The sequence below is a fragment of the Paracoccus limosus genome (assembly GCF_009711185.1).
Taxonomy (GTDB): Bacteria; Pseudomonadota; Alphaproteobacteria; order Rhodobacterales; family Rhodobacteraceae; genus Paracoccus; species Paracoccus limosus.
In genome coordinates this window covers 192436-218401 of record NZ_WMIF01000004.1, presented here as the reverse complement: position 1 = coordinate 218401, position 25966 = coordinate 192436, and the positions used below count along the sequence as shown (strand labels likewise).

The window sequence follows — 25966 nt, the reverse complement described above, 5'->3', positions numbered from 1 at the left end:
GCTTCAGCAAACTGAAAAACAGCCGCCGGCTGGCAACCCGCTACGACAAAACCGCAGACAGTTTCCTCGGCTTCGTAGACGTCGCCTGCATCAGGCTCTGGCTCCGCCATTTGTCAACATGACCTAAATATCCCGGGGGTTTGGGGGCAGAGCCCCCATGAACCTGCCTTACTTCTCGGGCACCAGCCCGCGCGGCGCAAAGCGCAGCACCAGCAACAAGACCACCCCCATGGCGATAAAGCGCATATGCGGCGCGCCGTCGATCAGATGGCTGCGCAACGCGCCCTCGGGCAGCGCCACGGTCACCAGATGCATGAAGGCCGGTCCCCAGACCTCGGCCTTGATCCACAAAAACCAGATCAGCACCGCACCCAGCACCGCGCCCCAGTTGTTGCCCGAGCCGCCGACGATCACCATGACCCAGATCAGGAAGGTATAGCGCAGCGGGTTGAAGCTGCCGGGGGACAGCAGCCCGTCCAGCGTCACCATCATCGCGCCGCCCAGACCGATCACCGCCGAGCCGATAACAAAGATCTGCAAATGCCTCCCGGTCACATTCTTGCCCATGGCCGAGGCGGCGGTCTCATTGTCGCGGATCGCGCGCATCATCCGGCCCCAGGGCGATTTCAGCGCCAGTTCCGCCAGCAGGATCAGCGCCAGCAGCACCGCGCCGAACAGCCCGGCATAAAGCAGCTTGACCCAGATCCCCGAGGCGGTGGCAGGGTCCGTGCCCCAGCTGGCTGCCCAGGCGACGAAACCGGGATCGGCCTGCAGATCCAGCTCATAGGGCACCGGGCGCGGGATGCCGGACATGTTCTTTACGCCGCGCGACAGCCATTCCTCATTGCGCATCACCGCGACGATGATCTCGCCGATCCCCAGGGTGGCAATCGCCAGATAGTCCGAGCGCAGACCCAGCGCCACCTTGCCGACGCCCCATGCGGCGGCAGCGGCAAACAGCGCCCCCACCGGCCAGGACAGCAGCACCGGCCAGCCAAGCCCGCCGATATTGCCGGCCGAGGCGGCATTATTGGCCTCGATCGCCGCAACGGCCGGATCGAAAAGCCAGCGATAGGCGAAAAATCCCAGCACCAGTACCAGCGTGACGGCCAGCCCGCGCAGGCGCGGCACGCGCCGCCATGCTTGCACCGCCAGCGCCAGCGTGCCCAAGCCTACGATCAGCGCCGCCAGAATGCGCGGCCCGCCGGCGGCCCAGGCGCCCGGAACCGGAGCTGTGGCGACCAGCGCCGGCCCGAGGGCCCCCAGGGCCAGAAAGCCCACGATGCCGGCGTTGAACAGCCCGGCATAGCCCCATTGCATATTGACCCCCAGCGCCATGACGGCCGAGATCAGCCCCATGTTCAGGATGGCCAGCGCCGAGTTCCAGCTGCCCGAAAACAGCGCATTGCGGGTCGTGCCCTCCAGCACGAACAGGATGACGATCAGAAAAAGCACCACCGGCGCGCGCCAGCGGCTGGAGGCATCGGCCTGACGGGTGTTCGACATGGGTGCCTCCTCAGTAGCTCTTGCCGCGGAACAGGCCGGTGGGCCGGAACAGCAGGACGACGATCAGGATCACGAAACTGACGGCGAATTTGTATTCGGTCGACAGCAGTTGCAGCAGACCGTCGCTTTGATAACCCAGATAGCCGGCGACCTTTTTCCACGGATAGGTCACCGCCACCTCGGAAAAAGCGACGATAAAGCCGCCCGCGACCGCGCCCAGCGGATTGCCAAGGCCACCCACGATCGAGGCGGCAAAGATCGGCAGCAGGATCTGGAAATAGTTGAAGGCCTTGAAGGACTTGTCGAGCCCGTAAAGCGTGCCCGCCGTCACCGCCAGCGCGGTCGCGATGATCCAGGTCAGCCGGACGACACGTTCGGGCTCGATCCCCGACAGCAGGGCCAGATCCTCATTGTCGGCATAGGCCCGCATCGCCTTGCCAGCCTTGGAGCGCGCCAGAAAGCGGAACAGCGCCCAGCAGGCCAGGGCGGTGATGACCAGTGTCAGCGCCTGGCTCACGCGCAGCGACAGGCCCTCGGTCAAGCCCGACCAAGCCTTGAACTGCTGGACCGAGAACAGGAACCGCGCGCCATCGTCAAAGCGGATCTCGTCGACGCCGATCACCAGCCGGGTGACGCCGTTCATGATGAACATCACGCCCACCGAGGCCATGACCAGAATGATCGGCTCGGATTTCTTGCGCCGGTAAAAACGATAGATCCCCCGGTCGGTGCCCAGCACCACCAGCGAGGTCAGTGCGATGCCGACCGGCAGCGCCAGCAGCGCGGTGGGCAGCGGCCCCAGCGAGACGCCAAGCGCCTGCAGCCCCCATGTCACCAGAATGACGAAGGCCGTCCCCAGCGCCATGGTGTCGCCATGGGCAAAGTTGGAAAAGCGCAGGATGCCATAGATCAGCGTCACCCCCAGCGCGCCAAGCGCCAGCTGCGCGCCATAGGCAGCGGCGGGGATCACGACAAAGTTCAGCAGCGCCACGAGCGCGTTCAGGATATCCATGGCTCAGCCCCCCAGGAACGTGCGGCGCACCTCGGGGTCGGCCATCAATGCCTTGCCAGAGTCGGTATAGCGGTTCGCGCCCTGCACCAGAACATAGCCGATATCGGCGATTTCCAGCGCCTGCCGGGCATTTTGTTCGACCATCAGGATGGAAATGCCGGTGCGGGCCACCTCGATGATGCGGTCGAACAGCTCGTCCATGACGATGGGCGACACGCCGGCCGTGGGCTCGTCCAGCATCAGCAGGCTGGGGCGCGTCATCAGCGCGCGGCCCACCGCGACCTGCTGGCGCTGGCCGCCCGACAGCTCGCCCGCGTTCTGGCGGCGCTTGTCGGCCACGGCGGGGAACAGTTCGTAAACCTGGGCAATGGTGTCGCGATAATCGTCCTCGCGGATATAGGCGCCCATCTGCAGATTTTCCTCGACCGTCATGGTCGGAAAGATGTTATGGGTTTGCGGCACGAAGCCCATGCCCTTGCGCACGCGCTCTTGCGGGCTAAGGCCGGTGATATCCTCGCCGCCCAGCGTCACCGCGCCGTCACGCAGGTTCAGCATGCCAAAGACCGCCTTCATCGCGGTGGATTTGCCGGCGCCGTTCGGGCCGACGATCACGGCGATCTGGCCCTTGTCCACAGTCAGGGTGCAGCCGTTCAGGATATCGGCCTTGCCATAGCCGCCGCGCATGTCGGTCGCGGAAAGATAGGGTTGCGCCATCAGCCTTTCTCCCCGTCGAAGGCCCCGGCCTCGTCGCCCAAGCCCGGCTGCGCGCCATGGCTTTCGCCCGTCACCCGCTCGACGGCCTCTTCGGCCGCCACCTTGTTCTTCAGCCCGGTGCCCAGATAGGCCTCGATCACCGCCTCGTTTTGCATGATGCTCGAAGCCGAGCCCTGCGCCAGAACCTTGCCCGCCGCCATGACGATCACCGGATCGCAAAGCCGGCCGATGAAATCCATGTCATGCTCGATGACGCAGAAGGTATAGCCGCGCTCCTTGTTCAGCCTAACGATGGCATCGCCGATGGTGCCCAAAAGGGTGCGGTTCACGCCGGCGCCGACCTCGTCCAGAAACACGATCTTGGCGTCCACCATCATGGTGCGCCCCAGTTCCAGAAGCTTCTTCTGCCCGCCTGACAGGTTGCCGGCCTTTTCATCGGCGACATGGCTGATGGTCAGGAACTCCAGCACCTCGTCGGCCTTCTTGCGCAAGGCCCGCTCTTCCTCGCGGATGCGGCCGCGCTTCAGCCATGCGTTGACCAGCGTCTCGCCGGTCTGGGCGCCGGGCACCATCATCAGGTTCTCGCGCACCGTCATCGAGGAAAACTCATGCGCCAGCTGGAAGGTGCGCAGCAGCCCCTTGTGGAACAACTGGTGCGGCGCAAGGCCGGTGATGTCCTCGCCGTCCATCACAACCCGGCCCGAGGTCGGTTTAAGAACCCCGGCGATCACGTTGAACAGCGTGGATTTTCCTGCTCCGTTCGGGCCGATCAGCCCGGTGATCGAACCGGTCTCGATCGTCACGCTGGCGCCGTCCACGGCGCGAAAGCCCCCGAAATGTCGGTGCAGGTCATGGACCTGGATCATGTCTCTCCCCAACCTTCGCATTGCGCGAGGAATGCCCGTTATCGGGCTGTTATTTCTTGGAAAAGGGCCCGGATCTCTCCGGGCCCAACCAGTCGCAGAGGCGCGCTTAGCGGTAGCCGACCACGTTCAGCTTGCCGCCCTTGAAATCGACCATGCGATAGACGCCGGCGCTTTCGCCCGGTTCCAGCAGTTCGACGGCGGTGGCGCCGACATAGTCGATGTCCTTGCCTGCGGCCAAAAGCTCCAGCGCCTTGGGCAGATCGCCGGGGTAGATCTTTTCGCCGGGCGCGTTGGCGACGTCCATCACCTTGTCCTTCCAGACCTTCGGGTCCGAAGTCTTGGCGGCTTCCATCGCCAGCATGATCAGCGCAGCCGCGTCATAGGATTCGCCCGAATAGGCCGAGGTGCCGTCAAAGCCAGCTTCTTTCGCCAGCGCCACGAATTTGTCGTGACCCTCGCCCTCGGCCGAGGGATTCTGGCCGAAGGAGGTGTCCAGCTGGGTGCCGAATTTCTCGGCCAGCTTTTCGTTGACCATGCCGTCGGGCAGCACAAAGGTTTCAAAGGCGCCGGTGTCCAGCGCGCCTTGGATGACGCCCGAGCCGCCCTGATCGGCGTAGCCCGCGACGACCAGCGCGTCACCGCCGGCTGCGGCCAGCGCCGCGACCTCGGCCGAATAGTCGGCCTTGCCGTCGTCATGCGCGGCGACCATGGTCACGGTACCGCCCTTGGCCTTGTAGGCGGTGGCAAAGCTGTCGGCGAGGCCCTTGCCGTAATCGTTGTTGGTATAGGTCACGGCGACCGATTTGATGCCTTTTTCCAGCACGCTGTCGGCCATGACCTCACCCTGACGCGCGTCCGAGGGCGAGGTGCGGAAGAAGAAGCCCTTGTCGTCGATGGTCGACAGCGCAGGCGAGGTCGCCGAGGGCGAGATCATGACGACGCCGTTCGGCACGCCGACCTTTTCCAGCGAGGCGATGGTTTCGCCCGAGCACATGCCGCCGACGATGCCCTTGACCTTGTCGGCGGTCACCAGACGTTCCACCGCAGCCACGGCGGCGGCGGCATCGACGCAGGTGCTGTCGGCGACGACCGGGGCGATGGTGGCGCCGCCCAGCAGCTTGCCGCTTTCGCCGACTTGCTTCATTGCCAGTTCGGCGCCTTTCTGGATGCCGGGCGCGATGGATTCCAGCGGGCCGGTCAGGCCGACCGAGATGCCCAGCTTGATCTCCTCGGCCCCGGCGGTACCGGCCAGAACCATGCCGGCGACGCTGGCCAGAAGCAGTTTTTTCATTTTCGTCTCCCTGAGTGGAACATTGTCCTGTCAGACAGGTTATCGACGGTCGCCTTAAATGGAAAGCCTGCAGAGCGGGCAGAATGCCGCGTGCCGGTGGTGACCTTGGGACAGAATGACGCCGGTTCCGGCGATCAGTCCGCCGCCGCCGCGCCGCGCTGGCGATAGGGCGTGCTGCCATAGGTGGCGCGGTAGCATTTCGAGAAATGCGCCGCACTGGCAAAGCCGCAGGCCAGTGCGATCGCGATCACGCTCATCTCGGTCTGCAAAAGCAGGTTGCGCGCGCGTTCCAGCCGGATTTCCATGTAATAGCGCTTGGGCGAGCGGCCCAGATAGCGGGCGAACAGCCGTTCCAGCTGGCGCGGCGACATCTCGGCATCCAGCGCCAGACGGGCCGGGCTGATCGGATCCTCGATATTAGCCTCCATCCGGGCGACGATCTGGGCCAGCCGCGGGTGGCGGGCGCCGATCCGGGTCGGGATCGACAGGCGCTGGTGGTCGTCCTCGGAGCGGATCGAGGTATGGATCATCTGGTCGGCGACGCGGCTGGACAGTTCCGTGCCATGGTCGCGGGCAATCTGGCGCAGCATCAGGTCGATGGCGGTGGTGCCGCCGGCGGCGGTCAGGCGGTTGCCATCCTCGACGAAGACGGTGCGAATCAGCGTGACATCGGGGAAATTCTCGGCAAAGCCGTCCTGATTTTCCCAATGGATGGTGGCGCGGCGGCCTTCCAGCAGACCGGCCTCGGCCAGCACCCATGCGCCGGTGCAGATCGCGCCGATGCGGGGGCCGCGCCGGGCCTCGCGCCGCAACCAACCCAGGATCGGGCGGGTTGCCGCCCGCGCCACATCGACGCCGCCGCAGACGATGATGGTATCGTTGCGCTGCGTCTCGATCAGGCCGCCGTCCAGCACCACGCCCATGCCGTTCGAGGCGCGCACCGTCTCGCCGCTTTCGCCGATCAGCTTCCATTCATAGAGCTGCCGCCCCGAGATCTGGTTGGCCAGCCGCAGGGGTTCGATGGCCGCGGCATGGGCGACCAGCGTAAAGCGTTGCAGCAACAGAAAGATGTAACGCTGTGGGCGGTGCTCGGCCGGGCTGCTGGCCGGGCTGACAGCTGAAGAGGGGTCTGGCATGTCGGTCTTGGTCTGAGGGTCGGCGTAATTCATCAGTCCTTGCTGGTCTGCGCAAGGCTTTTCCTTTGCGAAACGACACACTATATGGCGATCATCGTTTCTTTGGAGGACAGGATAATGGCACAGCACAACACGGCTTCCGCGAACCCGGCCAAGGCATGGGAAAAGCGGGGCTGGCGCGCCTATCCGCGCATCCAGATGCCGGATTATCCTGATACCGGGGCGCTGAACGCGGTCGAGACACAGCTGGCGAAATACCCGCCGCTGGTCTTTGCCGGCGAGGCGCGCCGCCTGAAACAATCGCTGGCGCAGGTCGGCGAAGGCCGCGCCTTCCTGCTGCAGGGCGGCGATTGCGCCGAGAGCTTCAGCGAGTTTTCCGCCGACAACATCCGCGACACCTTCAAGGTGATGCTGCAGATGGCGGTCGTGCTGACCTGGGGCGCGCAGCTGCCGGTGGTCAAGGTCGGCCGCATGGCCGGGCAATTCGCCAAGCCGCGCTCGGCCCCGACCGAGGTCGTGGGCGGGCAGGAACTGCCCAGCTATCGCGGCGACATCATCAACGGTTTCGACTTCACCCCCGAGGCGCGGATTCCCGATCCGCAGCGGATGCTGGCGGCCTATACGCAGGCTGCGGCATCGCTGAACCTGCTGCGTGCGTTCTCGACCGGCGGCTATGCCGACATCCACCGCGTGCAAAGCTGGATCAGCGATTTCACCGGCGGCGAGGAAGCGGCGCGTTACCGTGACATCGCCGACCGCATCGGCGATGCGATGGCCTTCATGGCGGCGGCGGGCGTGACCTCGGATACGGCGCATGAACTGGGGCAGGTGGATTTCTACACCAGCCACGAGGCCTTGCTGCTGGAATACGAAGAGGCGCTGGCGCGCATCGATTCGACCACCGGCCTGCCGGTCGCGGGCTCGGGCCATATGCTGTGGATCGGCGACCGCACGCGGCAGCCCGATGGTGCGCATGTCGAATTCTGCCGTGGCGTGCAGAACCCGATCGGGCTGAAATGCGGCCCCTCGACCACGGCCGAGGATCTGAAGGTGCTGATGGCCAAGCTGAACCCGGAAAACGAACCGGGCCGGCTGACCCTGATCGCGCGCTTCGGTGCCGGCAAGGTCGGCGACCACCTGCCGCGTCTGGTGCAGACCGTGCAGGCCGAGGGCGCCAATGTCGTCTGGTCCTGCGACCCGATGCACGGCAACGTCATCAAATCCTCGACCGGCTACAAGACCCGCGCCTTTGATTCGATCCTGCGCGAGGTGCGCGAATTCTTCGACGTCCACCGCGCCGAAGGCACCATCCCCGGCGGCGTGCATTTCGAGATGACCGGCAAGGATGTGACCGAATGCACCGGCGGCGTGCGCGCGGTGACCGACGAGGATCTGTCGGACCGCTACCACACCGCCTGCGACCCGCGCCTGAACGCCAGCCAGTCGCTGGAACTGGCCTTCCTCGTGGCCGAGGAACTGCGCGACCGCCGCATCGACGGCGCGCGTCAGGCCAAGGCCAGCTAAGCCGGCCCGGAAGATCGCAAAGGCGGCCCGCAACGGCCGCCTTTTTTCACGTCTGAACGGGATCGGGCCTCAGGGCGCCGGCGGCGGGTTGTCCGGGCCGATGACGCGAAAGCGGGCGCGGCGTTCCTCGGGCGTGGCGGCAGCGGCGGGGGCGGCGGGTGCCGGTTCGGCCGGGGGCCGTTCGGGCCGCGACGGCGTGGCGCTGGCCGGCGGCGCGCCCCGCCAGCGCCGCGCCGGCTCGCCAAAGCCGGTGGCCGAGGCCGAGGGCTCCAAGAGTTTGGCGCCGGGGATGACCGGGAATACCTCGTCGTCGATCAGGTCGAATCGGCGCGGGCTTTGGCCGACGCTGCCTTCGGCGACCAGACAGCCCAGTGCACGCGTCACGTCGCCCAGATCCGAGCGCAGCGGTAGGAACAGCATCCGCCCGGTCAGCTGCGGCCGGCCATAGCTGGCCGGGCTTTCGATCCGCATCTCGGCGATCTGCGGGCCGCGGAACACGGTCTCCAGCACATCCGACAGCCGCCCGCGCGAACTGGTGTTCAGCAGCGAACAGATCGGCATGCCGCGCACCTCCATGCCCATCAGGTCGATCAGATGCCGGCCGGCAAGGCGGAACCGGGCCGCGCCCGGTGCGATGCGTTCAAGGATAAAGGCGTAATCCAGCGCCCTGCGGATGCCGCGCGGCTCGATATCGGCGCGCGCCGGTATGGCACGGCCCTGACGCAGACCTTCCCAATAGCCGCGCAACTCGCCGACGATCCGGTCCGGTTGGACCGTTTCGTAATCCGCCAGATGCAGCAGCTTGCCCTTGTCGTTGTGACGCAGCGGATGCACGACATCATGCATCCCGTTCTGGCCCAGATCTTCCGACATCTCGACACCAACCCGACCGTAAGAAAAAACAAAACTCGTGACACAGTGTCAAACCTAACCCCTTTGCCGCCTGATGCCGAGTGAATTCTTTTACCAATGGTTAACGTCTTTCGGGGCTTAGCCGGCATCGGCGGGGTCGGGGCGGGGGGCCGCGACCGCGCAAGGCGCCCCTGCGGGTCTTGACCCCGGCCCCCGGCCTGCGCCATTCAGGCGGCGCAAGACGACAGGGCGAAAGGGATCGGAACGCATGGAACGCAGCGGACTTCTGGTCATCCTGTCCTCGCCCTCAGGTGCGGGCAAATCGACGCTGGCGCGCCGGCTGATGGACTGGGATCCCAGCCTGCGCTTTTCGGTTTCGGCCACCACGCGCGCGCCCCGTCCGGGCGAGGTCGAGGGCGATCATTACTATTTTCGCGATCCCGAGCAGTTCCGCATCATGGTCCGCGACGGCCAGATGCTGGAACATGCCGAGGTCTTCGGCAATTTCTACGGCACGCCGCGCGCCCCCGTCGAAGAGGCGATGCTGGCCGGGCGTGACACGCTGTTCGACGTGGACTGGCAGGGTGGCCAGCAGATCCGCGCCTCGGTGCTGGGGACGCATGTCGTGTCGATCTTCGTGCTGCCGCCCAGTCTGGCCGAGCTTGAGCGCCGCCTGATCGCGCGCCAGCAGGACCGACCCGAGGTGATCGCCGCGCGGATGCAAAAGAGCCGTGACGAGATCAGCCATTGGGCAGAATATGATTACGTCATCGTCAATGAGGACATTGAGGCCAGCACCGAGGCGCTGAAGACCATCCTGACCGCCGAGCGGCTGCGCCGTGGCCGGCAGGTGGGGCTTGGCCCCTTTGTGCAGGCGCTGATGCGAGAGGAGAACGCATGATCTGGGAACTTGACGGCATCGTGCCGCAGACACTGGGCGCATGGGTCGCGCCCGATGCGCAGCTGATGGGCCGGGTGGTGCTGGAAGAGGGCGCCAGCGTCTGGTTCGGCGCCGTGCTGCGCGGCGACAACGAGGAAATCCGCGTCGGCCGCAATTCCAATGTGCAGGACCTCAGCGTCTGCCACACCGACATCGGCTATCCGCTGACCATCGGCGCTGATTGCACCATCGGCCACCGCGCCATCCTGCATGGCTGCACCATCGAGGACGGCTCGCTGATCGGCATGGGCGCCATCGTGATGAATGGCGCGGTCATCGGCGCGGGCTCGCTGATCGGGGCCGGGGCGCTGATCCCCGAGGGCAAGGTGATCCCGCCCGGCTCGCTGGTGATGGGCGCGCCCGGCAAGATCATCCGCGAGCTGGATGACGAGGCCCGCGCCCGGCTGCTGAAATCCGCCGAGGGCTATGCCGCCAACGCCCGCCGCTTTCACAAGGGCCTGCTGCCCGGACCCAAGGTCTGATCCCCCTGTCGCCCCGCCCCCAGATCCACAGATGAGCCGCTGGACATGACCACCGAACAGCTGCGCGAATTGCTGCGCGCCGTGCCCGTTGCCACGCTGGTCGTCGATGCGCAATCGCGCGTCTTTGGCGCCAATGATGCGGCCGAGGCGCTTTTGGGCCCGATCCCCTCGCCGCGCCCCTTTGTCACGGTGCTGCGCCAGCCCGAGGTGAATGCCGCGCTGGATGCGGTTCTGGCCGGGGCGGATCGGGTGCGCCTGAACGTGGCGCTGGCCGGGCAGGGCGGACAGGTGTTCTGCGCCGTCACCGTCTCGCCGCTGACCATGACCGGGCGGCGCGGCGCCGTCATCGCCATCGAGGACCGCACCCGCGACGAGGAAACCGAGCAGATGCGCCGCGATTTCGTTGCCAATGTCAGCCATGAGCTGCGCACGCCGCTGACGGCGCTGATCGGCTTTATCGAGACCCTGCGCGGACCTGCGCGCAACGATGCCGGGGCGCGCGACCGCTTTCTGGACATCATGGAGCGCGAGGCGGGGCGGATGAACCGGCTGATCGGCGATCTTTTGTCGCTGAGCCGCGTCGAACAGGACGAACGCCGCCGGCCGCTGGAAAGCGTCGATCTGGCCGCGCTGCTGCGCAGCGCCGTCACCACCCAGCTGGCCAGCGCCGGCGCCGCCGGGGTGACGATCACCGCGCAGGGCATCGAAGGGCAGGTGATGCTGCCGGGCGATGCCGACCAGCTGATGCAGGTGTTCCACAATCTGATCGAGAACGCGGTCAAATATGGCGGCAGCGGCGGCGGCGTCACCCTGTCGCTGAACCGGGTCGAACACGAGCCGGTGCTGCGCGGCCCGGCATGGTCGGTCACCGTCGCCGATCAGGGCGAGGGCATCGACGAACGCCACCTGCCGCGCCTGACCGAGCGGTTCTACCGCGTCGATACCCACCGCTCGCGCGAAAAGGGCGGCACCGGGCTGGGGCTGGCCATCGTCAAGCATATCGTCAGCCGCCATCGCGGCCGGCTGCGCATCGAAAGCGAAAAGGGGCAGGGCTCGCGTTTCGTGGTGACGCTGCCCGAAAGCGTCGGCCGGCTTTAGGGGCTGCGGTTGACAATCGGGCGCGAAGGCATAGGAACGGGGCGCGCTCAACACGGGAGACGGTCGGGTCCATGGCACTTGTGATCGATCTGGGGGCCATCGCGGCCAATTGGAAATCTCTGGCCGACAAGGCCCCCGGCGCCCGGCCCGGCGCGGTGGTCAAGGCCGATGCCTATGGTCTGGGCGCGGCGCGTGTGGCGCCGGCGCTTTACGCGGCGGGCGCGCGGGATTTCTTCGTCGCGCTGGCCGGCGAGGGCCGCGACATCCGCCCCCTTCTGCCCGAGGATGCGCGCATCTTTGTGCTGTCGGGCCATATGGAGGGCGAGGATCTGACCGGGCTGATCCCGGTGCTGAATTCCCCCGAGCAATTCTTCCGCGACCGCGCGCTGCGCCCCAAGGGGCAGTTCGGCATCCAGCTGGACAGCGGCATGAACCGGCTGGGTTTTGAGCCCGGCGAATGGGCCGCGATCCGGGCCGAGGCGCTGGCCGCCGGCCCGCAGCTGATCATGTCGCATCTGGCCTGCGCTGATGAGCCCGACCATCCCGCCAATGCCCAGCAACTGGCGGTCTTTCGCGCCATGACCGAGGGTGTCGATGCGCCCCGCGCGCTGTCGGCGACCGGCGGCACGCTGCTGGGGCCGGACTATCATTTCGACCTCGTGCGGCTGGGCATCGGCATGTATGGCGGCTTGCCCTATGCCGAGGCGCGCCCGGTGGTCAGTCTGGCCTTGCCGGTGATTCAGACCCGCGAGGTGAAGCCCGGCGAGTCGGTTGGCTATGGCTATAGCTGGACCGCCACGCGCCCGGCGCGCATCGCCACGGTGGCGGCGGGCTATGCCGACGGTCTGGCCCGCGCGCTGGCGCGGCAGGGGCAGCTGCGGCTTTGGGCTGGCGAGCGGTCCTGCCCGGTGGTGGGACGCATCTCGATGGACCTGATCACCGTCGATGTGACCGATCTGCCCTTCGTCCCCGAGGCGCTGGAGATCCTGAATGCCCGTCAGGGCATCGACGCCGTCGCCGATCTGGGCGGCACCATCGGCTACGAGATCCTGACCTCGCTTGGCCACCGCTATCCGCGCCGCTACCTGTGATCCCCGCCGCGCTGACCCCGGTGCGACTGGTCGGCCGCGCCTGCCTGCGCCTGCTTGAGGGCATCGGCGCGGTGACGATCTTCGCCGCCCGCGCCCTTGCCGGCATTGCCGCCCATCCGGGCGAATTGGCGCGGCAGTTGCTGCACATCGGCTGGCTATCGCTGCCGGTGGTGGGGTTGACCGCGCTCTTCACCGGCGCGGCGCTGGCCTTGCAGATCCATTCCGGCGGTGAGCGGTTTCAGGCCGGCGATGTCGTGCCCGCCATCGTTGCCATCGGCATGGCGCGCGAACTGGGCCCGGTGCTGGGCGGGCTGATGGTGGCCGCGCGCGTGGCCTCGGCCATCGCGGCCGAGCTGGGCACCATGCGCGTCACCGAACAGATCGACGCGCTGGTGACGCTTTCAACCGATCCGGTGGGCTGGCTGGTCTCGCCCCGGGTCTGGGCGGCGATCCTGTGCCTGCCGTTTCTGGTCGGCATCGGCGATGTCATCGGCATCATGGGTGGCTGGCTGGTGGGGGTGAACGCGCTGGGCTTCAACTCGGCCACCTATATCGCCAATTCATGGGCCTATCTGGAGTTCTGGGACGTGGCCTCGGGGCTGGTCAAGGGCGCGGCATTCGGCCTGATCGTCGCGCTGTCGGGCTGCTGGTTCGGCATGCACGCCGGCAATGGCGCGGCCGGCGTGGGCCGGGCCACGACCAGCGCCGTGGTCGCCGCCTCGGTCGGCATTCTGGCGGCCAATTTCGCGCTGACCGGGCTCTTCTTCCGATGATCGAGGTGCGGGGGCTGGCCAAGCGCTTTGGCGACAAGACGGTGCTGGACGGCGTGGACCTGACCTTGGGGCAGGGCGAAAGCCTTGTGGTGATCGGCGGGTCGGGGACCGGGAAATCGGTGCTTTTGCGCTGCATCCTGGGGCTGGAGCGGGCGGACGCCGGGTCCATCATGTGGAACGGCGCGCCGATCGGGCCGGATTTCATGGACCGGTTTGGCATGCTGTTCCAGAATGCGGCATTGTTCGACAGCCTTCCGATTTGGCGCAACGTGGCCTTTCGGCTGTTGCGGCGGATGCCCCGCGCGCAGGCGCGGCAGGTGGCGCTGGCCAAGCTGGCGCGCGTCGGGCTGGGCCCCGAGGTCGCCGATCTTTACCCCGCCGCCCTGTCGGGGGGGATGCGCAAGCGGGCGGGGCTGGCACGCGCCATAGCCGCCGATCCGCAGGTGATCTTTTTCGACGAGCCGACCACCGGGCTGGACCCGATCCGCGCCGCCAGCATCAACCGGCTGATCCGCGAGATCGTCGATGAAACCGGCGCCAGCGCCATCACCATCACCCATGACATGGGCTCGGTGCGTGCCATCGCCGACCGGGTGGCGCTGCTGGATCAAGGCCGCATCCGCTGGCAGGGCACGGTCGTGCAGATGGACGCCGCCGCCGACAGCTATCTGCAGGACTTTATCCACGGCCGGGCGCCACAGTCGCAAAGCGGGGTTTGACTGCATATATTTGCATCAGGCCATGCGCAAATCCGCGCCACGCTACCCGCGCCCCTTGTGCGAATCCCGCGCAGTTGCAACCATGAAGCCATGACTTCGATCTGACCGGAGAGAAATTTGGGTCTTTCACCGACCACCCCCGCGACCGCGACTCCTGGCGAAACCCTGCTGGAATTCCACGACAATCGGCTGCTGATTGACCTTTGCGGCCCCCATGACCGGCATCTGGCCCGGATCGAGGAGGCGCTGAAGGTCCATATCCTGCGGCGCGGCAACCTGCTGTCGGTGGTGGGCACCGCCGATGCGCAGGCCGAGGCGGCGCAGGTGCTGCGTGGCCTTTACGCAAGGCTGGAGCAAGGCCGCCCCGTCGAGATGCCCGAGGTCGAGGCCGCCCTGCGCATGGGCGTCGATCAGACCCCGGAAACGCTGAGCCCGGCCGAGCAGCTGGAGATGTTCCAGTCCGGCACCGTCGAATTGCGCACCCGCAAAAAGACCGTCGAGCCACGCACCGAGGCGCAAAAGGAATACGTCCGCAACCTCTTTGCCAACGAGCTGGCCTTTGGCATCGGCCCGGCTGGCACCGGCAAGACCTATCTGGCCGTCGCCGTCGGCGTCACCATGCTGATCGGCGGCCATGTCGACAAGATCATCCTGTCGCGCCCCGCCGTCGAGGCGGGCGAGCGTCTGGGCTTTCTGCCCGGCGACATGAAGGAAAAGGTCGATCCCTATATGCAGCCGCTCTACGACGCGCTGAACGATTTCCTGCCCTCGAAGCAGATGCAGAAGCTGATGGAGGAAAAGCGCATCGAGATCGCGCCTCTGGCCTTCATGCGCGGGCGCACGCTGGCCAATGCCTTTGTCGTCCTGGACGAGGCGCAGAACGCCACCACCATGCAGATGAAGATGTTCCTGACCCGTCTGGGCGAGGGCTCGCGCATGGTGATCACCGGCGACCGCACCCAGATCGACCTGCCGCGCGGCGTCTATTCCGGCCTTGTCGATGCCGAAAAGATCCTGAAGGATATCAAGGGCATCAGCTTCAGCTACTTCACCGCCAAGGACGTGGTGCGCCATCCGCTGGTCGCCCGCATCATCGAGGCCTATGACAGCGAGGCCGAGGCGGCGCTGGCGCGCGGCGAGCCGGTCGATGATCGTGGCCAGCGCGTCCCGCGCCGCGAGCCGCGCTTTCTGACCAGCGCCGGGGGACAGGCCGATGCCTGAGACCGAAATCGTCGCCGATGAGGCGCCGGGCATCGTCGATATCGTCATCGAGGATGACCGCTGGGTCGATGCCGATCTGTTGGGCATGTCCGAACGTGCCGCGCAGGCGGTCGGCGACTGGCTGGACATCCGCGATTTTCAGGTCGTGGTCATGGGCTGCGACGATGCGCGCATTGCCGGGCTCAACGCCGAGTTCCGCGGCAAGCCCAAGCCCACCAATGTGCTGAGCTGGCCGGCGGTGGAATTTGACGAGCGGCTGCCGGGCGCGCATCCGCATTTGCCCGAGATCGAGGAACTGGGCGATATCGCCATTTCCTACGACACCTGCTGGCGCGAGGCCGAGGCGCAGGGCAAGCCCTTTGCCGACCATGCCACGCATCTGCTGGTTCATGCCATGCTGCATCTTGCGGGCTACGATCATATCGACGATCAGGATGCCGAGACGATGGAGGATGCCGAGCGCTCGATCCTGGGCAGGCTTGGCATCGCCGATCCCTATCTGGAACAGGAAACATGAGTAACGATCGAAGTCCCGACAGCCCCGCCCCCGCAGACACGGCCCCCGCATGGGCCGATGACAGCGGGGAGGGGCGCGAGCTTCCACAGCAGCGTGGGCTGCTGGGCCGCATTCTGGACGCGTTTTCGGGCAATGAGCCCGAGCCGGAGGCGGTGGATCGCCAGCAAGAAACCTCGGGCGCGCGCGGCAGCGCCCTGGGGATGCTGAACCTGCGGCGGATGCGCGTCGATGACGTGGCCATCCCCAAGGCCGAGATCGTCGCCGTTCCGGTCAGCACCAGCCTGCCCGAACTGGTCGAGATCTTTCGCGAACACGGGTTTTCCCGCATCCCGGTCTATCGCGACACGCTGGACGCGCCGCTGGGCCAGCTGCATCTCAAGGATCTGGCGCTGAAATTCGGCTTTGGCGCCGATGCGCCGCCCTTTGCGCTGCAACCGATGCTGCGGCCGCTGCTTTATGTGCCGCCCTCGATGCAGATTGGCGTGCTGTTGCAGCAAATGCAGCAGAAACGCATCCATATGGCGCTGGTCATCGACGAATATGGCGGCGTGGACGGGCTGGTGACCATCGAGGATCTGATCGAGCAGATCATCGGCGAGATCGAGGACGAGCATGACGAGATCGACGGCGGCCTGCTGATCGCCGAAAAGCCGGGCCAATGGCTGATCGAGGGCCGCGCCGAGCTGGAGGATGTCGAAGCCGACACCGGCCTGCGCCTGACCCCTGACGAGCGCGAAGAGGAAATCGACACGCTGGGCGGGCTGATTGTGATGCTGGCCGACCGCGTGCCCGAAGCCGGCGAGACCGTGACCCATGCCTCGGGCGCGGTGTTCGAGATCGTCGCCTCGGACCCGCGCCGGGTGCTGCGCGTGCGGCTGCGCATGCCGCCCGCGCCGGAAAACTAGAACTTACAGCCCGGCGAAGGCCGGGGCATGGGCAATGGCGCTGCCCTTGGGCAGCGCCGGCCCGAATTGCATCAGATAGGGCCCGGCATAGGGCGATTGCAGATCGGCCGGGGCAAAGCCGATGCCGGTGTAGAACGCCGGCTCGCCCAGCACGACCACGGTGAAATCCGGCAGCTCGGCCAGAACGGCGCGGATCATCGCCGTGCCAAGGCCGCGGCCTTGCAGTGCCGGATGCACCGCCACGGGCGCAAGGGCCAGCGCCGGCCCCTCGGCCTGCAGCGGCGACAGCGCGAGATGGCCCAGAATGCAGCCGCCGGCCTCGGCCACCATCGACAATGCCAGATCGCCGTCGCGGCGCAGTTCGGCCACCAAAGCCGCCTCGGCCTCGCCGCCAAAACTTTGCCGCAGCAGGGCGGCGATGCGGTCATGGTCGCGCGGCTCTTCGGGGCGCAGATGCGGCATCACCGCGCGGCGGGTGAAGTCGCGGCCAAGCCCGGTGCTTTCCGTGCCCCAGCGGCTGGCACGGGTGCGGTCGTGATGCGCGGCAAAGGCTGCCTCATCGGCGAAAAGCTCGTCCAGCCGCCAGCGCATCGGATCCTCGGCCTGCGTCAGGTCAAAGCGCAGATTGCCCGGCTCGGCCCGGCTCAGCGCGACATGCTGCGGCAGCAGGTCCAGCACCAGAAACATCTGCGCCGGGTCCTGACAGGTCAGATGGCCCGACAGTGCGACCAGCGGCTGCGCCAGGGCCAACTCGCGGCCCTGCTGCGGCGCATCGTCGTGATGATGGTGATGGTGGTGGTGATGCCCGCAGGAACAGCCGCTCATGTCCAGATCCTTTCACAGCCCGGTGCAGGGCAGGCTTGGCAGGGCGGCGCAAGGACCGCCATGCCGGTTGCGAAGCCGCGCGACGAAAGTCGGGGTCAGCCGATGGCCAGACCCAGCCCCTCGACGAAGCTGCCGCGATACAGCGCCGACAGCCCGGCCAGATCGGCGCTGTCGCCGCCAAGGCTGACCTGATCGCCACCAAAGCGGCCAACCACGGTCAGGGGCACGCCGGCCGCCTCGGCCGCCTGGACCAGAATGGCGGCATTGGCGCTGCTGGCCGCGACCAGATAGCGGGCCTGATCCTCGCCAAAGAGCTGGCCGATATCGCCGCTGTCAAGGCTGACGCCCAGACCGGCGGATTCGGCCAGTTCAAAGGCGGCCAGCGCCAGCCCGCCGTCCGACAGATCGGCCGCCGCGTTCAGCAGCTTGCGGTTTTCGCGGATGAAGCCGCCATGCTTGCGCTCGGCGGTCAGATCGACGGGCGGTGCATCGCCCGCCTCGATGCCAAAGGCCTCGGCGGCCAGCGCCGACTGGCCCAGATGGCCGCGGGTCTCGCCGATGACCAGCGCCAGATCGCCCTCGCCGGGCAGACCAGCGATCAGCTCGTCCAGATCGGTGATCAGGCCGACACCGCCGATGGTGGGCGTCGGCAGAATGCCCTTGCCGTCGGTTTCGTTGTAAAGCGAGACGTTGCCCGACACGATGGGGAAGTCGAGCGCGGCGCAGGCCTCGCCGATGCCTTTGATGGCGCCGACCAGCTGACCCATGATCTCGGGCTTTTCGGGGTTGCCGAAGTTCAGGTTGTCGGTGGTGGCCAAGGGCAGGGCGCCCACGGCGCAGAGGTTGCGATAGGCCTCGGCCACGGCCTGCTTGCCGCCCTCATAGGGGTTGGCCTTGACATAGCGCGGGGTCACGTCGCTGGTGAAGGCCAGCGCCTTGCCGGTGCCATGCACGCGCACGACGCCCGCGCCCAGACCGGGGCGGCGCACGGTATCGGCGCCGACCTGCGTGTCATATTGTTCCCAGACCCATGACTTATGCGCATAGCAGGGCGAGCCGATCAGCGCCTTGAGCCCGGCGATGGGCTGGATCGCCGGCAGGGCGGGCAGGGCCGCCGCCGCCGGGGTCTCGACCCAGGGGCGGTCATATTCCGGTGCGCTGGAGGACAGTTTCGACAGCGGCAGATCGGCTTTCACCTCATTGCCATGCACGATCAGGAAGCGATCCTCGGCGATGGTCTCGCCGACGATGGCGAAATCCAGATCCCATTTTTCAAAGATCGCCCGCGCCTCGGCCTCTTTTTCGGGCTTCAGCACCATCAGCATACGCTCTTGCGATTCCGACAGCATCATCTCATAGGCGGTCATGTTGGTTTCGCGCTGCGGCACGTGGTCGAGCACCAGCTTGATGCCCAGACCGCCCTTGTCGCCCATCTCGACGGCCGAACAGGTCAGACCCGCCGCCCCCATGTCTTGGATCGAGATCACGCTGTCGGTGGTCATCAGCTCAAGGCAGGCTTCCAGCAGGCATTTTTCGGTGAAGGGGTCGCCGACCTGAACGGTGGGGCGCTTTTCCTCGATGGTGTCGTCGAATTCGGCCGAGGCCATGGTCGCGCCGCCGACGCCGTCGCGCCCGGTCTTGGCGCCCAGATAGACGACCGGCATGCCGACGCCCGAGGCGGCCGAGTAGAAGATCTTGTCGGCATCGGCCAGGCCCGCCGCAAAGGCGTTGACCAGACAGTTGCCGTCATAGCTGGCGTGGAAGCGCACCTCGCCGCCGACATTCGGCACGCCGAAGGCGTTGCCATAGGCGCCGATCCCCTCGACCACGCCCTTGACCAGATGCGCGGTCTTGGGGTGCGCGGGGCGGCCAAAGGACAGCGAATCCATCGCAGCGATGGGGCGCGCGCCCATGGTGAACACGTCGCGCAAAATGCCACCGACGCCGGTTGCGGCACCCTGATGCGGCTCGATGTAGCTGGGGTGGTTGTGGCTTTCCATCTTGAACACCACGGCCTGACCGTCGCCGATATCGACCACGCCCGCATTCTCGCCCGGGCCGCAGATCACCTGCGGGCCGCTGGTCGGCAGGGTGCGCAGCCATTTCTTGGAGGATTTATAGGAACAATGCTCGTTCCACATCGCCGAGAAGATGCCGAGTTCGGTGAAGGTCGGCTCGCGGCCGATGATTTCGAGAATGCGCTGATATTCGTCGGGCTTGAGGCCATGCGCGGCGATCAGGTCCTCGGTGATCTGCGGTTCGTGCATGCTGGTGCCCCCTTTGCCCGGTTTTCCGGCCTTTTAAGCGGCGGCGGGGCATTAGGAAAGAGGCTGCGGACGCGGATTGGCGGCAAGCCGGCGTCCGGGTGATGCCGCAACGCGGCGCGCGCGTCGGGGGATGGGTGGCCTTTGGGCAAAAAAAAGCCGGGCACGAGGCCCGGCCTAAGTCCAACAGGGAGGTTGAAGGTGATGAGAGTTTCCTCAGACCATCTCCTTCGCAGCCCGAGATATGTGCAGTTTGCGAACGGTTCAAGAAGGAAAGTCCGAGTCGACGACATGACGGATATGCGCTGTCAGCATGGCTGAACCAGCCAATGCTGCACTGCGACGAAAACTGCTTTGGGATCAGGCCATATCGCCGTCGGATTCGGCCTGGAACTTGCGGATCGACTGGATCTCTTCCAGCACGAAATCGCGGAAGGCGCTGACCCGGCGCGAGGTGCGCAGCTCTTCGGGGAAGGCCAGAAACACCGGCACCTCGCCGGATTCCAGATCGGGCAGCACGCGGATCAGATTCGGGAAATCCGCCACGACGTAATCGGGCAGCACGCCGATGCCGACATGGTTCAGCACGCCCTGCAGCACGCCGAAGTAATTGTTCACCATCAGCAGCGAGCTGGAGTTCTGCGCCAGCAGCGTCTGCACCAGAACGGCACCGGCCCCGACCTGCGGGGTTTCCGGGCTTTGGCAGATCAGGCGGTAGTTGGCGATATCGGCAAGCGTCTGCGGCGTGCCGGCGCCGCCCAGATATTCCGGGGTCGCATAAAGCCGCATGCGGATGTTCAGCAGCCGCCGCCGGATCAGATCCTGCTGGTTGGGCTCTTTCATGCGGATGGCCACGTCTGCCTCGCGCATGGGCAGGTCCAGCACCCGCTCTTCCAGCATCAGGTTGATCTTGAGATCGGGGTAGCGATCGTAAAGCTTGGCCAGACGCGGCACCAGCCATAGCGTGCCAAAGCCGGTGGTGGTCGTCACCTTCAGCTCGCCAAAGACATGTTCTTCGCTGTCCTTGATTCGTGCGGCGGTCGTGTCGAGCTTGCGCACCATCGACGAGGTCGCCTCGAACAGCAATTCGCCCTGTTCGGTCAGGATCAGGCCGCGGGCATGGCGGTGGAACAGCGTCGTGCCCAGCGAATCCTCAAGCGCGCGGATCTGCCGGCTGACGGCCGACTGCGACAGGTGCAGGACATCCCCGGCATGGGTCAGCGAACCGGCGTCCGCGACCGCGTGAAATATCCTCAGCTTATCCCAGTCCATAATAGTGCTTTCTTGCCTTATCAGCCATGCGTTTTTTGCAACCCTTGGCGCCCGATCGCAATGGCACATGCGGGCCGATCGGATAAAATTTCCGCTATGCGGCATATTTATATCGCTATCCGCCCGGATGCCATGAAATTGGGCCCAAGGCAGGCGGTTCGGCATGTCGGTCCCGGCCGCGCCTGTCAACCGGGACCGACGCCCGGAAGGGTGGATTGGGGCTGTCGGGGTCGTGATGCGCCCAAGGTCGCGGCTTGTGACATAAATCATGGCAATCATGCCGGCTGCGGCCTAAAAGAACGCGTCGCGCAGCTGGGGGCAAGTCAATGGCGGTAGGTATCTTCGATTCGGGTCTGGGCGGGCTGACGGTTCTGGACGCCATCGCCGCCCGTTCGCCCGAGCTGCCGCTGGTCTATCTGGGCGACAACAAGCACACGCCCTATGGCGTGCGCGATGCCGATGACATCTTTGATCTGACCTGCGCCGGGGTCGAGCGGCTGTGGGCCGAGGGCTGCGATCTGGTGATCCTTGCCTGCAACACCGCCTCGGCTGCCGCGCTGAAGCGGATGCAGGAAACCTGGCTGCCCAAGGACAAGCGGGTGCTGGGCGTGTTCGTGCCGATGATCGAGGCGCTGACCGAACGCCGCTGGGGCGACAATTCGCCGCCGCGCGAAGTGGCGGTGAAACATGTTGCGCTGTTTGCCACACCGGCCACCGTCGCCAGCCGTGCCTTTCAGCGCGAGCTGGCCTTTCGCGCCATCGGCGTCGATGTCGAGGCGCAGCCCTGCGGCGGCGTGGTCGATGCCATCGAGATGGGCGACGAGATTCTGGCCGAGGCGCTGGTGACCAGCCATGTCGAGGCGCTGTTGCGCCGCATGCCGCATCCGCAGGCCGCGATCCTTGGCTGCACGCATTACCCGCTGGTGCAGGCGGCCTTTCAAAAGGCGCTTGGCGACCATGTCGCGGTCTATTCCCAGCCGCAGCTGGTCGCCGAAAGCCTGACCGATTACCTCAAGCGCCGGCCCGAATTTCTGGGCACTGGCAGCGGCACGCGGTTCCTGACCACCGGCAACCCGGAGCGCGTCTCGGGCAAGGCCACGCAATTCCTGCGCCATCCGATCAGGTTCGAAAGCGCCTGAATAAGGAAAGCTTGAAACATGAAATCGCTGAAGAAAAAGCGTCGTATACAGATCCTTCTGGCCGCCGGCATCGCGCTGGTTCTGGCGGTGGCGCTGATCGGCTACGGCTTTCGCGACGGCATCAACCTCTATCGCTCGCCCAGCCAGATGGCCGAAAATCCCCCGGCCTCGGGCGAGGTGTTCCGTCTGGGCGGTCTGGTCGAGGATGGCAGCCTGCAACGCGGTCTGGGCGAGACGGTCAGCTTTCGCGTGACCGATGGCGGCGCCTCGATCCCGGTGCGCTTTACCGGGGTGCTGCCGGATCTGTTCGCCGAGGGGCAGGGCATGATCGGCACTGGCAGTATGCAGGGCGATACCTTTGTCGCCAGCGAGATCCTGGCCAAGCATGATGAGAAATACATGCCGCGCGAGGTCATCGATTCGCTGAAGGAACAGGGCGTCTACGAGCCGAATTCCTGACGCAACGTCCGCATGGTTAACAAAGGGTTAACCGGGTTCCGCCAGCCTTTCCGCAGGTTATCTCTGGGGGTGGGCCATGAAGACGGTGGAGCAGATCGCGGCCGAGATCGTCGCGCGTGAGGGGGGCTACGTCAACGACCCCGACGATCCGGGCGGGGCGACGAAATATGGCGTCACGCTGGCGACATTGCAGCGGCTGGGGCTGGACATCACCCGCGATGGCCGCGTCGATGTGGCCGATGTCAAGGCGCTGACCCAATCCGAGGCGCGCCAGATCTATGTCGAGCATTATTTCCGCAAGCCCCGGCTGGCGGAATTGCCTGAATCGATCCAAGCCTCGGTTTTCGACATGTATGTCAATGCCGGCACCAATGCGATCAAGATCCTGCAACGGCTGGTCACCCGCATGGGCTTTCAGGCGGTCGAGGACGGCCTGCTGGGCCCGCGCACGATCTTGGCCGCAAAGCAGGCGGATGCGGCGGCGCCGGGCTATTTCGCCGATGCCTATGGCATCGCGCGGCGCAATTACTACTACGCGCTGGCCGATGGCCGGCCGGCCAGCCGCAAATACGCGCGCAGCCAGTCGGGCGGCAAGGGCGGCTGGATCACCCGGGCCGAAGAGTTCATCTCGGCCAAATATCACCTGACGCTGGCGGAACATCGGGCAAGGACGGCAAAATGGGCGTGATGGATCGTTTTCTGGGCGCCGGCACCGCCGTCACCTCGGTTGCCAATGCCGCGACCGGCATGGCCGAGGTGTTTCGCGAAAACGCCACCCGCCGCATGGAGCTGGACGAAGAGGCCTATGCCCGCGCCATGACCCAGATGAGCGGCGAATTCGCAGCCCAGTCGCACGGCTGGTTCGATGCGCTGATGAACGCGGCGAACCGGCTGCCGCGGCCGCTGCTGACGTTGGGGACCATCGGGCTGTTCGTCTATGCCATGGTCGAGCCGATCGGCTTTGGCGTTCGAATGGAGAACCTCAATCTGGTGCCCGAACCGCTGTGGTGGCTTTTGGGCGCGATCATCAGCTTTTATTTCGGAGCGCGCGAGGCGCATTACTTTCGCACCCGACCCCGGATCGTGGCCAAGCTGGCCGAGACCGCGGCGACGGATGCGCCCCAGCCGCCCTCGGGCGACAGTTTCGACGACAATGCCGCGCTGCGCGACTGGGCCGATGCGCTTGCGGCGCGCGATGCCGGACCACAAGCCGCCAGCGCGGGCTGACCCGCCAATCTGACGAACTGGCCATTCTGCCGGTGCCATCGGGTCCAAAACGGGCCCGGTGGCTGCTTTGCGTTCGAAATGACCGCTCTGTGACAAGATGCGCCCTTGGGAGGGCTGGTTTGCGCCCGCAGCCGTCGCTATCCTGCCGCCAGCTACCGGAGGAGAGCCATGATCGCAGAAATCGGCCATTTTGCCCTGATCCTGGCCTTTGCCGTGGCGATCTTCCAGATGACCGTGCCGATGATCGGCGCGGCGCGGGGGATCTCGGGCTGGATCGACAGCGCCCGGCCGGCCGCCATCGCCCAGTTCGGGCTGATCGGCATCGCCTTCGCTGCACTGACCGCCGCCTTTATCACCTCGGATTTCTCGGTGCTGCTGGTCTATGAGAACTCGCATACGGCCAAGCCGATGCTCTACAAGATCACCGGCGTCTGGGGCAATCACGAGGGCTCGATGCTGCTCTGGGTGCTGATCCTGTCGCTGTTCGGCGCCGCCGCCGCCACCTTCGACGCCAATCTGCCGCCCCGGCTGCGGGCGCGGGTACTGTCGGTGCAGGGCTCGATCGGGGTGGCCTTTCTGGGCTTCATCCTGTTCACCTCGAACCCGTTCACGCGGCTGGACAATCCGCCCTTCAACGGCCGCGACCTGAACCCGCTGCTGCAAGACCCCGGCTTGGCGTTTCACCCGCCGTTTCTTTACCTTGGCTATGTCGGGCTTTCGATGGCCTTCAGCTTTGCCGTCGCCGCCCTGATCGAGGGCCGGGTCGATGCTGCCTGGGCGCGCTGGGTGCGCCCTTGGACGCTGGCGGCATGGATGTTTCTGACCGTCGGCATCGCGCTGGGATCGTGGTGGGCCTATTACGAGCTGGGCTGGGGCGGCTTCTGGTTCTGGGACCCTGTCGAGAATGCCAGCTTCATGCCCTGGCTGCTGGCGGCGGCGCTGCTGCATTCCGCCATCGTGGTGGAAAAGCGCGAGGTGCTGAAAAGCTGGACCATCCTCTTGGCGATCATGGCCTTTGGCTTTTCGCTGATCGGCACCTTTATCGTGCGCTCGGGCGTCATCACCTCGGTGCACAGCTTTGCCAGCGACCCCAAGCGGGGCGTCTTTATCCTTGCCATCCTAGCGGTCTTTGTCGGCGGTGCGCTGCTGCTTTATTCCTTCCGCGCCCCGGCGATGCAGGCGCGTGGCGCCTTTGCCCCGATCTCGCGCGAGGGGGGGCTGGTGCTGAACAATATCCTGCTGGCGGTCGCGGCCTTCGTGGTCTTTGTCGGCACGGTCTGGCCGCTGGTTGCGGAAATGGCCTGGGGGCGAAAACTGTCGGTGGGCGCGCCCTTTTTTGAAAAGGCGTTCACGCCCTTCATGGTCGTGCTGGCGCTGGTGCTGCCGATCGGTGCCATCATCCCGTGGAAACGCGGCCATCTGTCGCGCGTGCTGGCGCCCTTGCGCGGGGCGCTGGCTCTGGCGGTGGCGGTGATGCTGCTGGTCTTTGCGGTTTCGACCGGACATTCGGCGCTGGCGGTGATCGGCGCGGGGCTGGGTGCATGGCTGATCGGCGGGGCGGCGGTAGACCTGTGGCTGCGCACCGGCAATTCGGGCCTGTCGCGGCTGGCGCGGTTGCCGCGTGCCGATTGGGGCAAGGCGGTGGCCCATGCGGGTCTGGGCGTGACCTTCATCGGCGTCAGCCTGCTGATGGCCTGGCAGGTCGAGGATATCCGCGTGGCCAAGCTGGGCGATACCTTTGCCGTCGCGGGCTATGACATCACGCTGGAAAACGTCGAGCAAGTGCCCGGCCCGAACTATGACGCCACCCGCGCCACCATGCGCGTGACCAAGGGCGGCCAGCAGGTGGCGCTGCTTTACCCCGAAAAGCGGGTCTATCCGGTGCAGGCCATGCCCACGACCGAGGCGGCGATCCAGAACGGGCTGTTCCGTGATCTTTATCTGGTCATCGGCGATCCGCAGCAGGGCGGTGGCTGGGCGGTGCGCAGCTATGTCAAACCCTTTGCCAGCTGGATCTGGCTGGGATGCGGTCTGATGGCACTGGGCGGGCTGATCAGCCTGTCGGACCGTCGTTACCGCGTTGCGGCGGGCGCGCGCCGTGCGCAGCCCGCGGCCGCACAACCGGCGGAGTGA

The 25966-nt window shown here is 66.1% G+C and carries 25 protein-coding genes and 1 pseudogene; 16 read left to right on the top strand and 10 right to left on the bottom strand.

Going from position 1 to position 25966, the window contains the following annotated elements:
• Positions 1–122, top strand: a pseudogene (locus GL279_RS05105) (IS5/IS1182 family transposase); the annotation flags it as partial.
• Positions 123–168: 46 nt separating this feature from the next.
• On the opposite strand, the gene GL279_RS05100 reads toward GL279_RS05105, so the two are convergent.
• The 6 genes from GL279_RS05100 to GL279_RS05075 form a co-directional block, all read right to left on the bottom strand.
• Positions 169–1506, bottom strand: coding sequence for a branched-chain amino acid ABC transporter permease (locus GL279_RS05100; RefSeq protein ID WP_155063515.1), 1338 nt, complete (start codon positions 1504–1506; stop codon positions 169–171).
• A 10-nt stretch (positions 1507–1516) separates the two neighbouring features.
• The gene (locus GL279_RS05095; RefSeq protein WP_155063514.1) at positions 1517–2518 is read right to left on the bottom strand and encodes a branched-chain amino acid ABC transporter permease; all 1002 of its coding nucleotides are present in this window, start codon (positions 2516–2518) and stop codon (positions 1517–1519) included.
• A 3-nt stretch (positions 2519–2521) separates the two neighbouring features.
• Positions 2522–3232: an ABC transporter ATP-binding protein gene (locus tag GL279_RS05090; RefSeq protein WP_155063513.1), complete on the bottom strand. Its 711-nt coding sequence runs from the start codon at positions 3230–3232 to the stop codon at positions 2522–2524.
• Positions 3232–4098: an ABC transporter ATP-binding protein gene (locus GL279_RS05085; RefSeq protein ID WP_155063512.1), complete on the bottom strand. Its 867-nt coding sequence runs from the start codon at positions 4096–4098 to the stop codon at positions 3232–3234. Before GL279_RS05085 ends, GL279_RS05090 begins: the two co-directional genes overlap by 1 nt.
• A 106-nt stretch (positions 4099–4204) precedes the next feature.
• On the bottom strand, positions 4205–5389 hold the full coding sequence (locus GL279_RS05080) for an ABC transporter substrate-binding protein (RefSeq protein ID WP_155063511.1): 1185 nt from the start codon (positions 5387–5389) through the stop codon (positions 4205–4207).
• A gap of 134 nt (positions 5390–5523) precedes the next feature.
• Entirely contained in the window at positions 5524–6525 is a 1002-nt protein-coding gene (locus GL279_RS05075; RefSeq protein WP_155063538.1) for a GlxA family transcriptional regulator, read from the bottom strand.
• Positions 6526–6642: 117 nt separating this feature from the next.
• On the opposite strand from GL279_RS05075, the gene GL279_RS05070 reads away from it, so the two are divergent.
• Positions 6643–8049 carry a class II 3-deoxy-7-phosphoheptulonate synthase gene (locus tag GL279_RS05070; RefSeq protein ID WP_155063510.1) on the top strand — a complete coding sequence of 469 codons (1407 nt, stop codon included), beginning with the start codon at positions 6643–6645 and terminating at the stop codon, positions 8047–8049.
• Positions 8050–8118: 69 nt separating this feature from the next.
• Here the strand turns inward: GL279_RS05070 and GL279_RS05065 are convergent, their stop codons facing one another.
• Positions 8119–8922 carry a PAS domain-containing protein gene (locus tag GL279_RS05065; protein ID WP_246175159.1) on the bottom strand — a complete coding sequence of 268 codons (804 nt, stop codon included), beginning with the start codon at positions 8920–8922 and terminating at the stop codon, positions 8119–8121.
• A 247-nt stretch (positions 8923–9169) separates the two neighbouring features.
• On the opposite strand from GL279_RS05065, the gene gmk reads away from it, so the two are divergent.
• The 9 genes from gmk (at position 9170) to GL279_RS05020 (ending at position 16647) form a co-directional block, all read left to right on the top strand.
• Positions 9170–9802 (top strand): guanylate kinase, encoded by a 633-nt coding sequence (gene gmk / locus GL279_RS05060; protein WP_155063509.1) that lies wholly within the window; start codon positions 9170–9172, stop codon positions 9800–9802.
• Complete coding sequence (locus GL279_RS05055; protein ID WP_155063508.1) at positions 9799–10323, top strand: gamma carbonic anhydrase family protein; 525 nt, start codon at positions 9799–9801, stop codon at positions 10321–10323. Before gmk ends, GL279_RS05055 begins: the two co-directional genes overlap by 4 nt.
• Before the next feature lie 45 nt (positions 10324–10368).
• Positions 10369–11421, top strand: a complete 1053-nt coding sequence (locus GL279_RS05050) for an ATP-binding protein (RefSeq protein ID WP_155063507.1) — start codon at positions 10369–10371, stop codon at positions 11419–11421.
• 71 nt (positions 11422–11492) lie between these two features.
• Complete coding sequence (gene alr / locus GL279_RS05045) at positions 11493–12512, top strand: alanine racemase (protein WP_155063506.1); 1020 nt, start codon at positions 11493–11495, stop codon at positions 12510–12512.
• 11 nt (positions 12513–12523) lie between these two features.
• On the top strand, positions 12524–13285 hold the full coding sequence (locus tag GL279_RS05040) for an MlaE family ABC transporter permease (RefSeq protein WP_155063536.1): 762 nt from the start codon (positions 12524–12526) through the stop codon (positions 13283–13285).
• Complete coding sequence (locus GL279_RS05035) at positions 13282–14004, top strand: ABC transporter ATP-binding protein (protein WP_155063505.1); 723 nt, start codon at positions 13282–13284, stop codon at positions 14002–14004. Before GL279_RS05040 ends, GL279_RS05035 begins: the two co-directional genes overlap by 4 nt.
• A 117-nt stretch (positions 14005–14121) precedes the next feature.
• A complete protein-coding gene (locus GL279_RS05030; RefSeq protein ID WP_155063504.1) occupies positions 14122–15225 on the top strand; it encodes a PhoH family protein in 1104 nt (367 codons plus the stop codon).
• The gene (gene ybeY, locus GL279_RS05025) at positions 15218–15742 is read left to right on the top strand and encodes an rRNA maturation RNase YbeY (protein ID WP_155063503.1); all 525 of its coding nucleotides are present in this window, start codon (positions 15218–15220) and stop codon (positions 15740–15742) included. Before GL279_RS05030 ends, ybeY begins: the two co-directional genes overlap by 8 nt.
• A complete protein-coding gene (locus GL279_RS05020) occupies positions 15739–16647 on the top strand; it encodes a CBS domain-containing protein (RefSeq protein WP_155063502.1) in 909 nt (302 codons plus the stop codon). The genes ybeY and GL279_RS05020 overlap by 4 nt, the downstream gene beginning before the upstream one ends.
• A 3-nt stretch (positions 16648–16650) precedes the next feature.
• Here GL279_RS05020 and GL279_RS05015 read toward each other — a convergent pair whose 3' ends face one another.
• The 3 genes from GL279_RS05015 to GL279_RS05005 form a co-directional block, all read right to left on the bottom strand.
• On the bottom strand, positions 16651–17472 hold the full coding sequence (locus GL279_RS05015; protein ID WP_155063501.1) for a GNAT family N-acetyltransferase: 822 nt from the start codon (positions 17470–17472) through the stop codon (positions 16651–16653).
• Positions 17473–17567: 95 nt separating this feature from the next.
• Positions 17568–19739 carry a phosphoribosylformylglycinamidine synthase subunit PurL gene (gene purL / locus GL279_RS05010; protein WP_155063500.1) on the bottom strand — a complete coding sequence of 724 codons (2172 nt, stop codon included), beginning with the start codon at positions 19737–19739 and terminating at the stop codon, positions 17568–17570.
• Between the two features lie 357 nt (positions 19740–20096).
• Positions 20097–21008 (bottom strand): LysR family transcriptional regulator, encoded by a 912-nt coding sequence (locus GL279_RS05005; RefSeq protein WP_155063499.1) that lies wholly within the window; start codon positions 21006–21008, stop codon positions 20097–20099.
• A 326-nt stretch (positions 21009–21334) separates the two neighbouring features.
• Here GL279_RS05005 and GL279_RS05000 point away from each other — a divergent pair, with 326 nt between their 5' ends.
• The 5 genes from GL279_RS05000 (at position 21335) to GL279_RS04980 (ending at position 25966) form a co-directional block, all read left to right on the top strand.
• Positions 21335–22147, top strand: coding sequence for a glutamate racemase (locus GL279_RS05000; RefSeq protein ID WP_155063498.1), 813 nt, complete (start codon positions 21335–21337; stop codon positions 22145–22147).
• 18 nt (positions 22148–22165) lie between these two features.
• Positions 22166–22606 carry a cytochrome c maturation protein CcmE gene (gene ccmE / locus GL279_RS04995; protein ID WP_155063497.1) on the top strand — a complete coding sequence of 147 codons (441 nt, stop codon included), beginning with the start codon at positions 22166–22168 and terminating at the stop codon, positions 22604–22606.
• Between the two features lie 76 nt (positions 22607–22682).
• Complete coding sequence (locus GL279_RS04990) at positions 22683–23294, top strand: holin-associated N-acetylmuramidase (RefSeq protein WP_155063496.1); 612 nt, start codon at positions 22683–22685, stop codon at positions 23292–23294.
• Positions 23285–23833: a holin family protein gene (locus GL279_RS04985; protein WP_246175157.1), complete on the top strand. Its 549-nt coding sequence runs from the start codon at positions 23285–23287 to the stop codon at positions 23831–23833. Before GL279_RS04990 ends, GL279_RS04985 begins: the two co-directional genes overlap by 10 nt.
• A 168-nt stretch (positions 23834–24001) precedes the next feature.
• Positions 24002–25966 carry a heme lyase CcmF/NrfE family subunit gene (locus GL279_RS04980; protein ID WP_155063495.1) on the top strand — a complete coding sequence of 655 codons (1965 nt, stop codon included), beginning with the start codon at positions 24002–24004 and terminating at the stop codon, positions 25964–25966.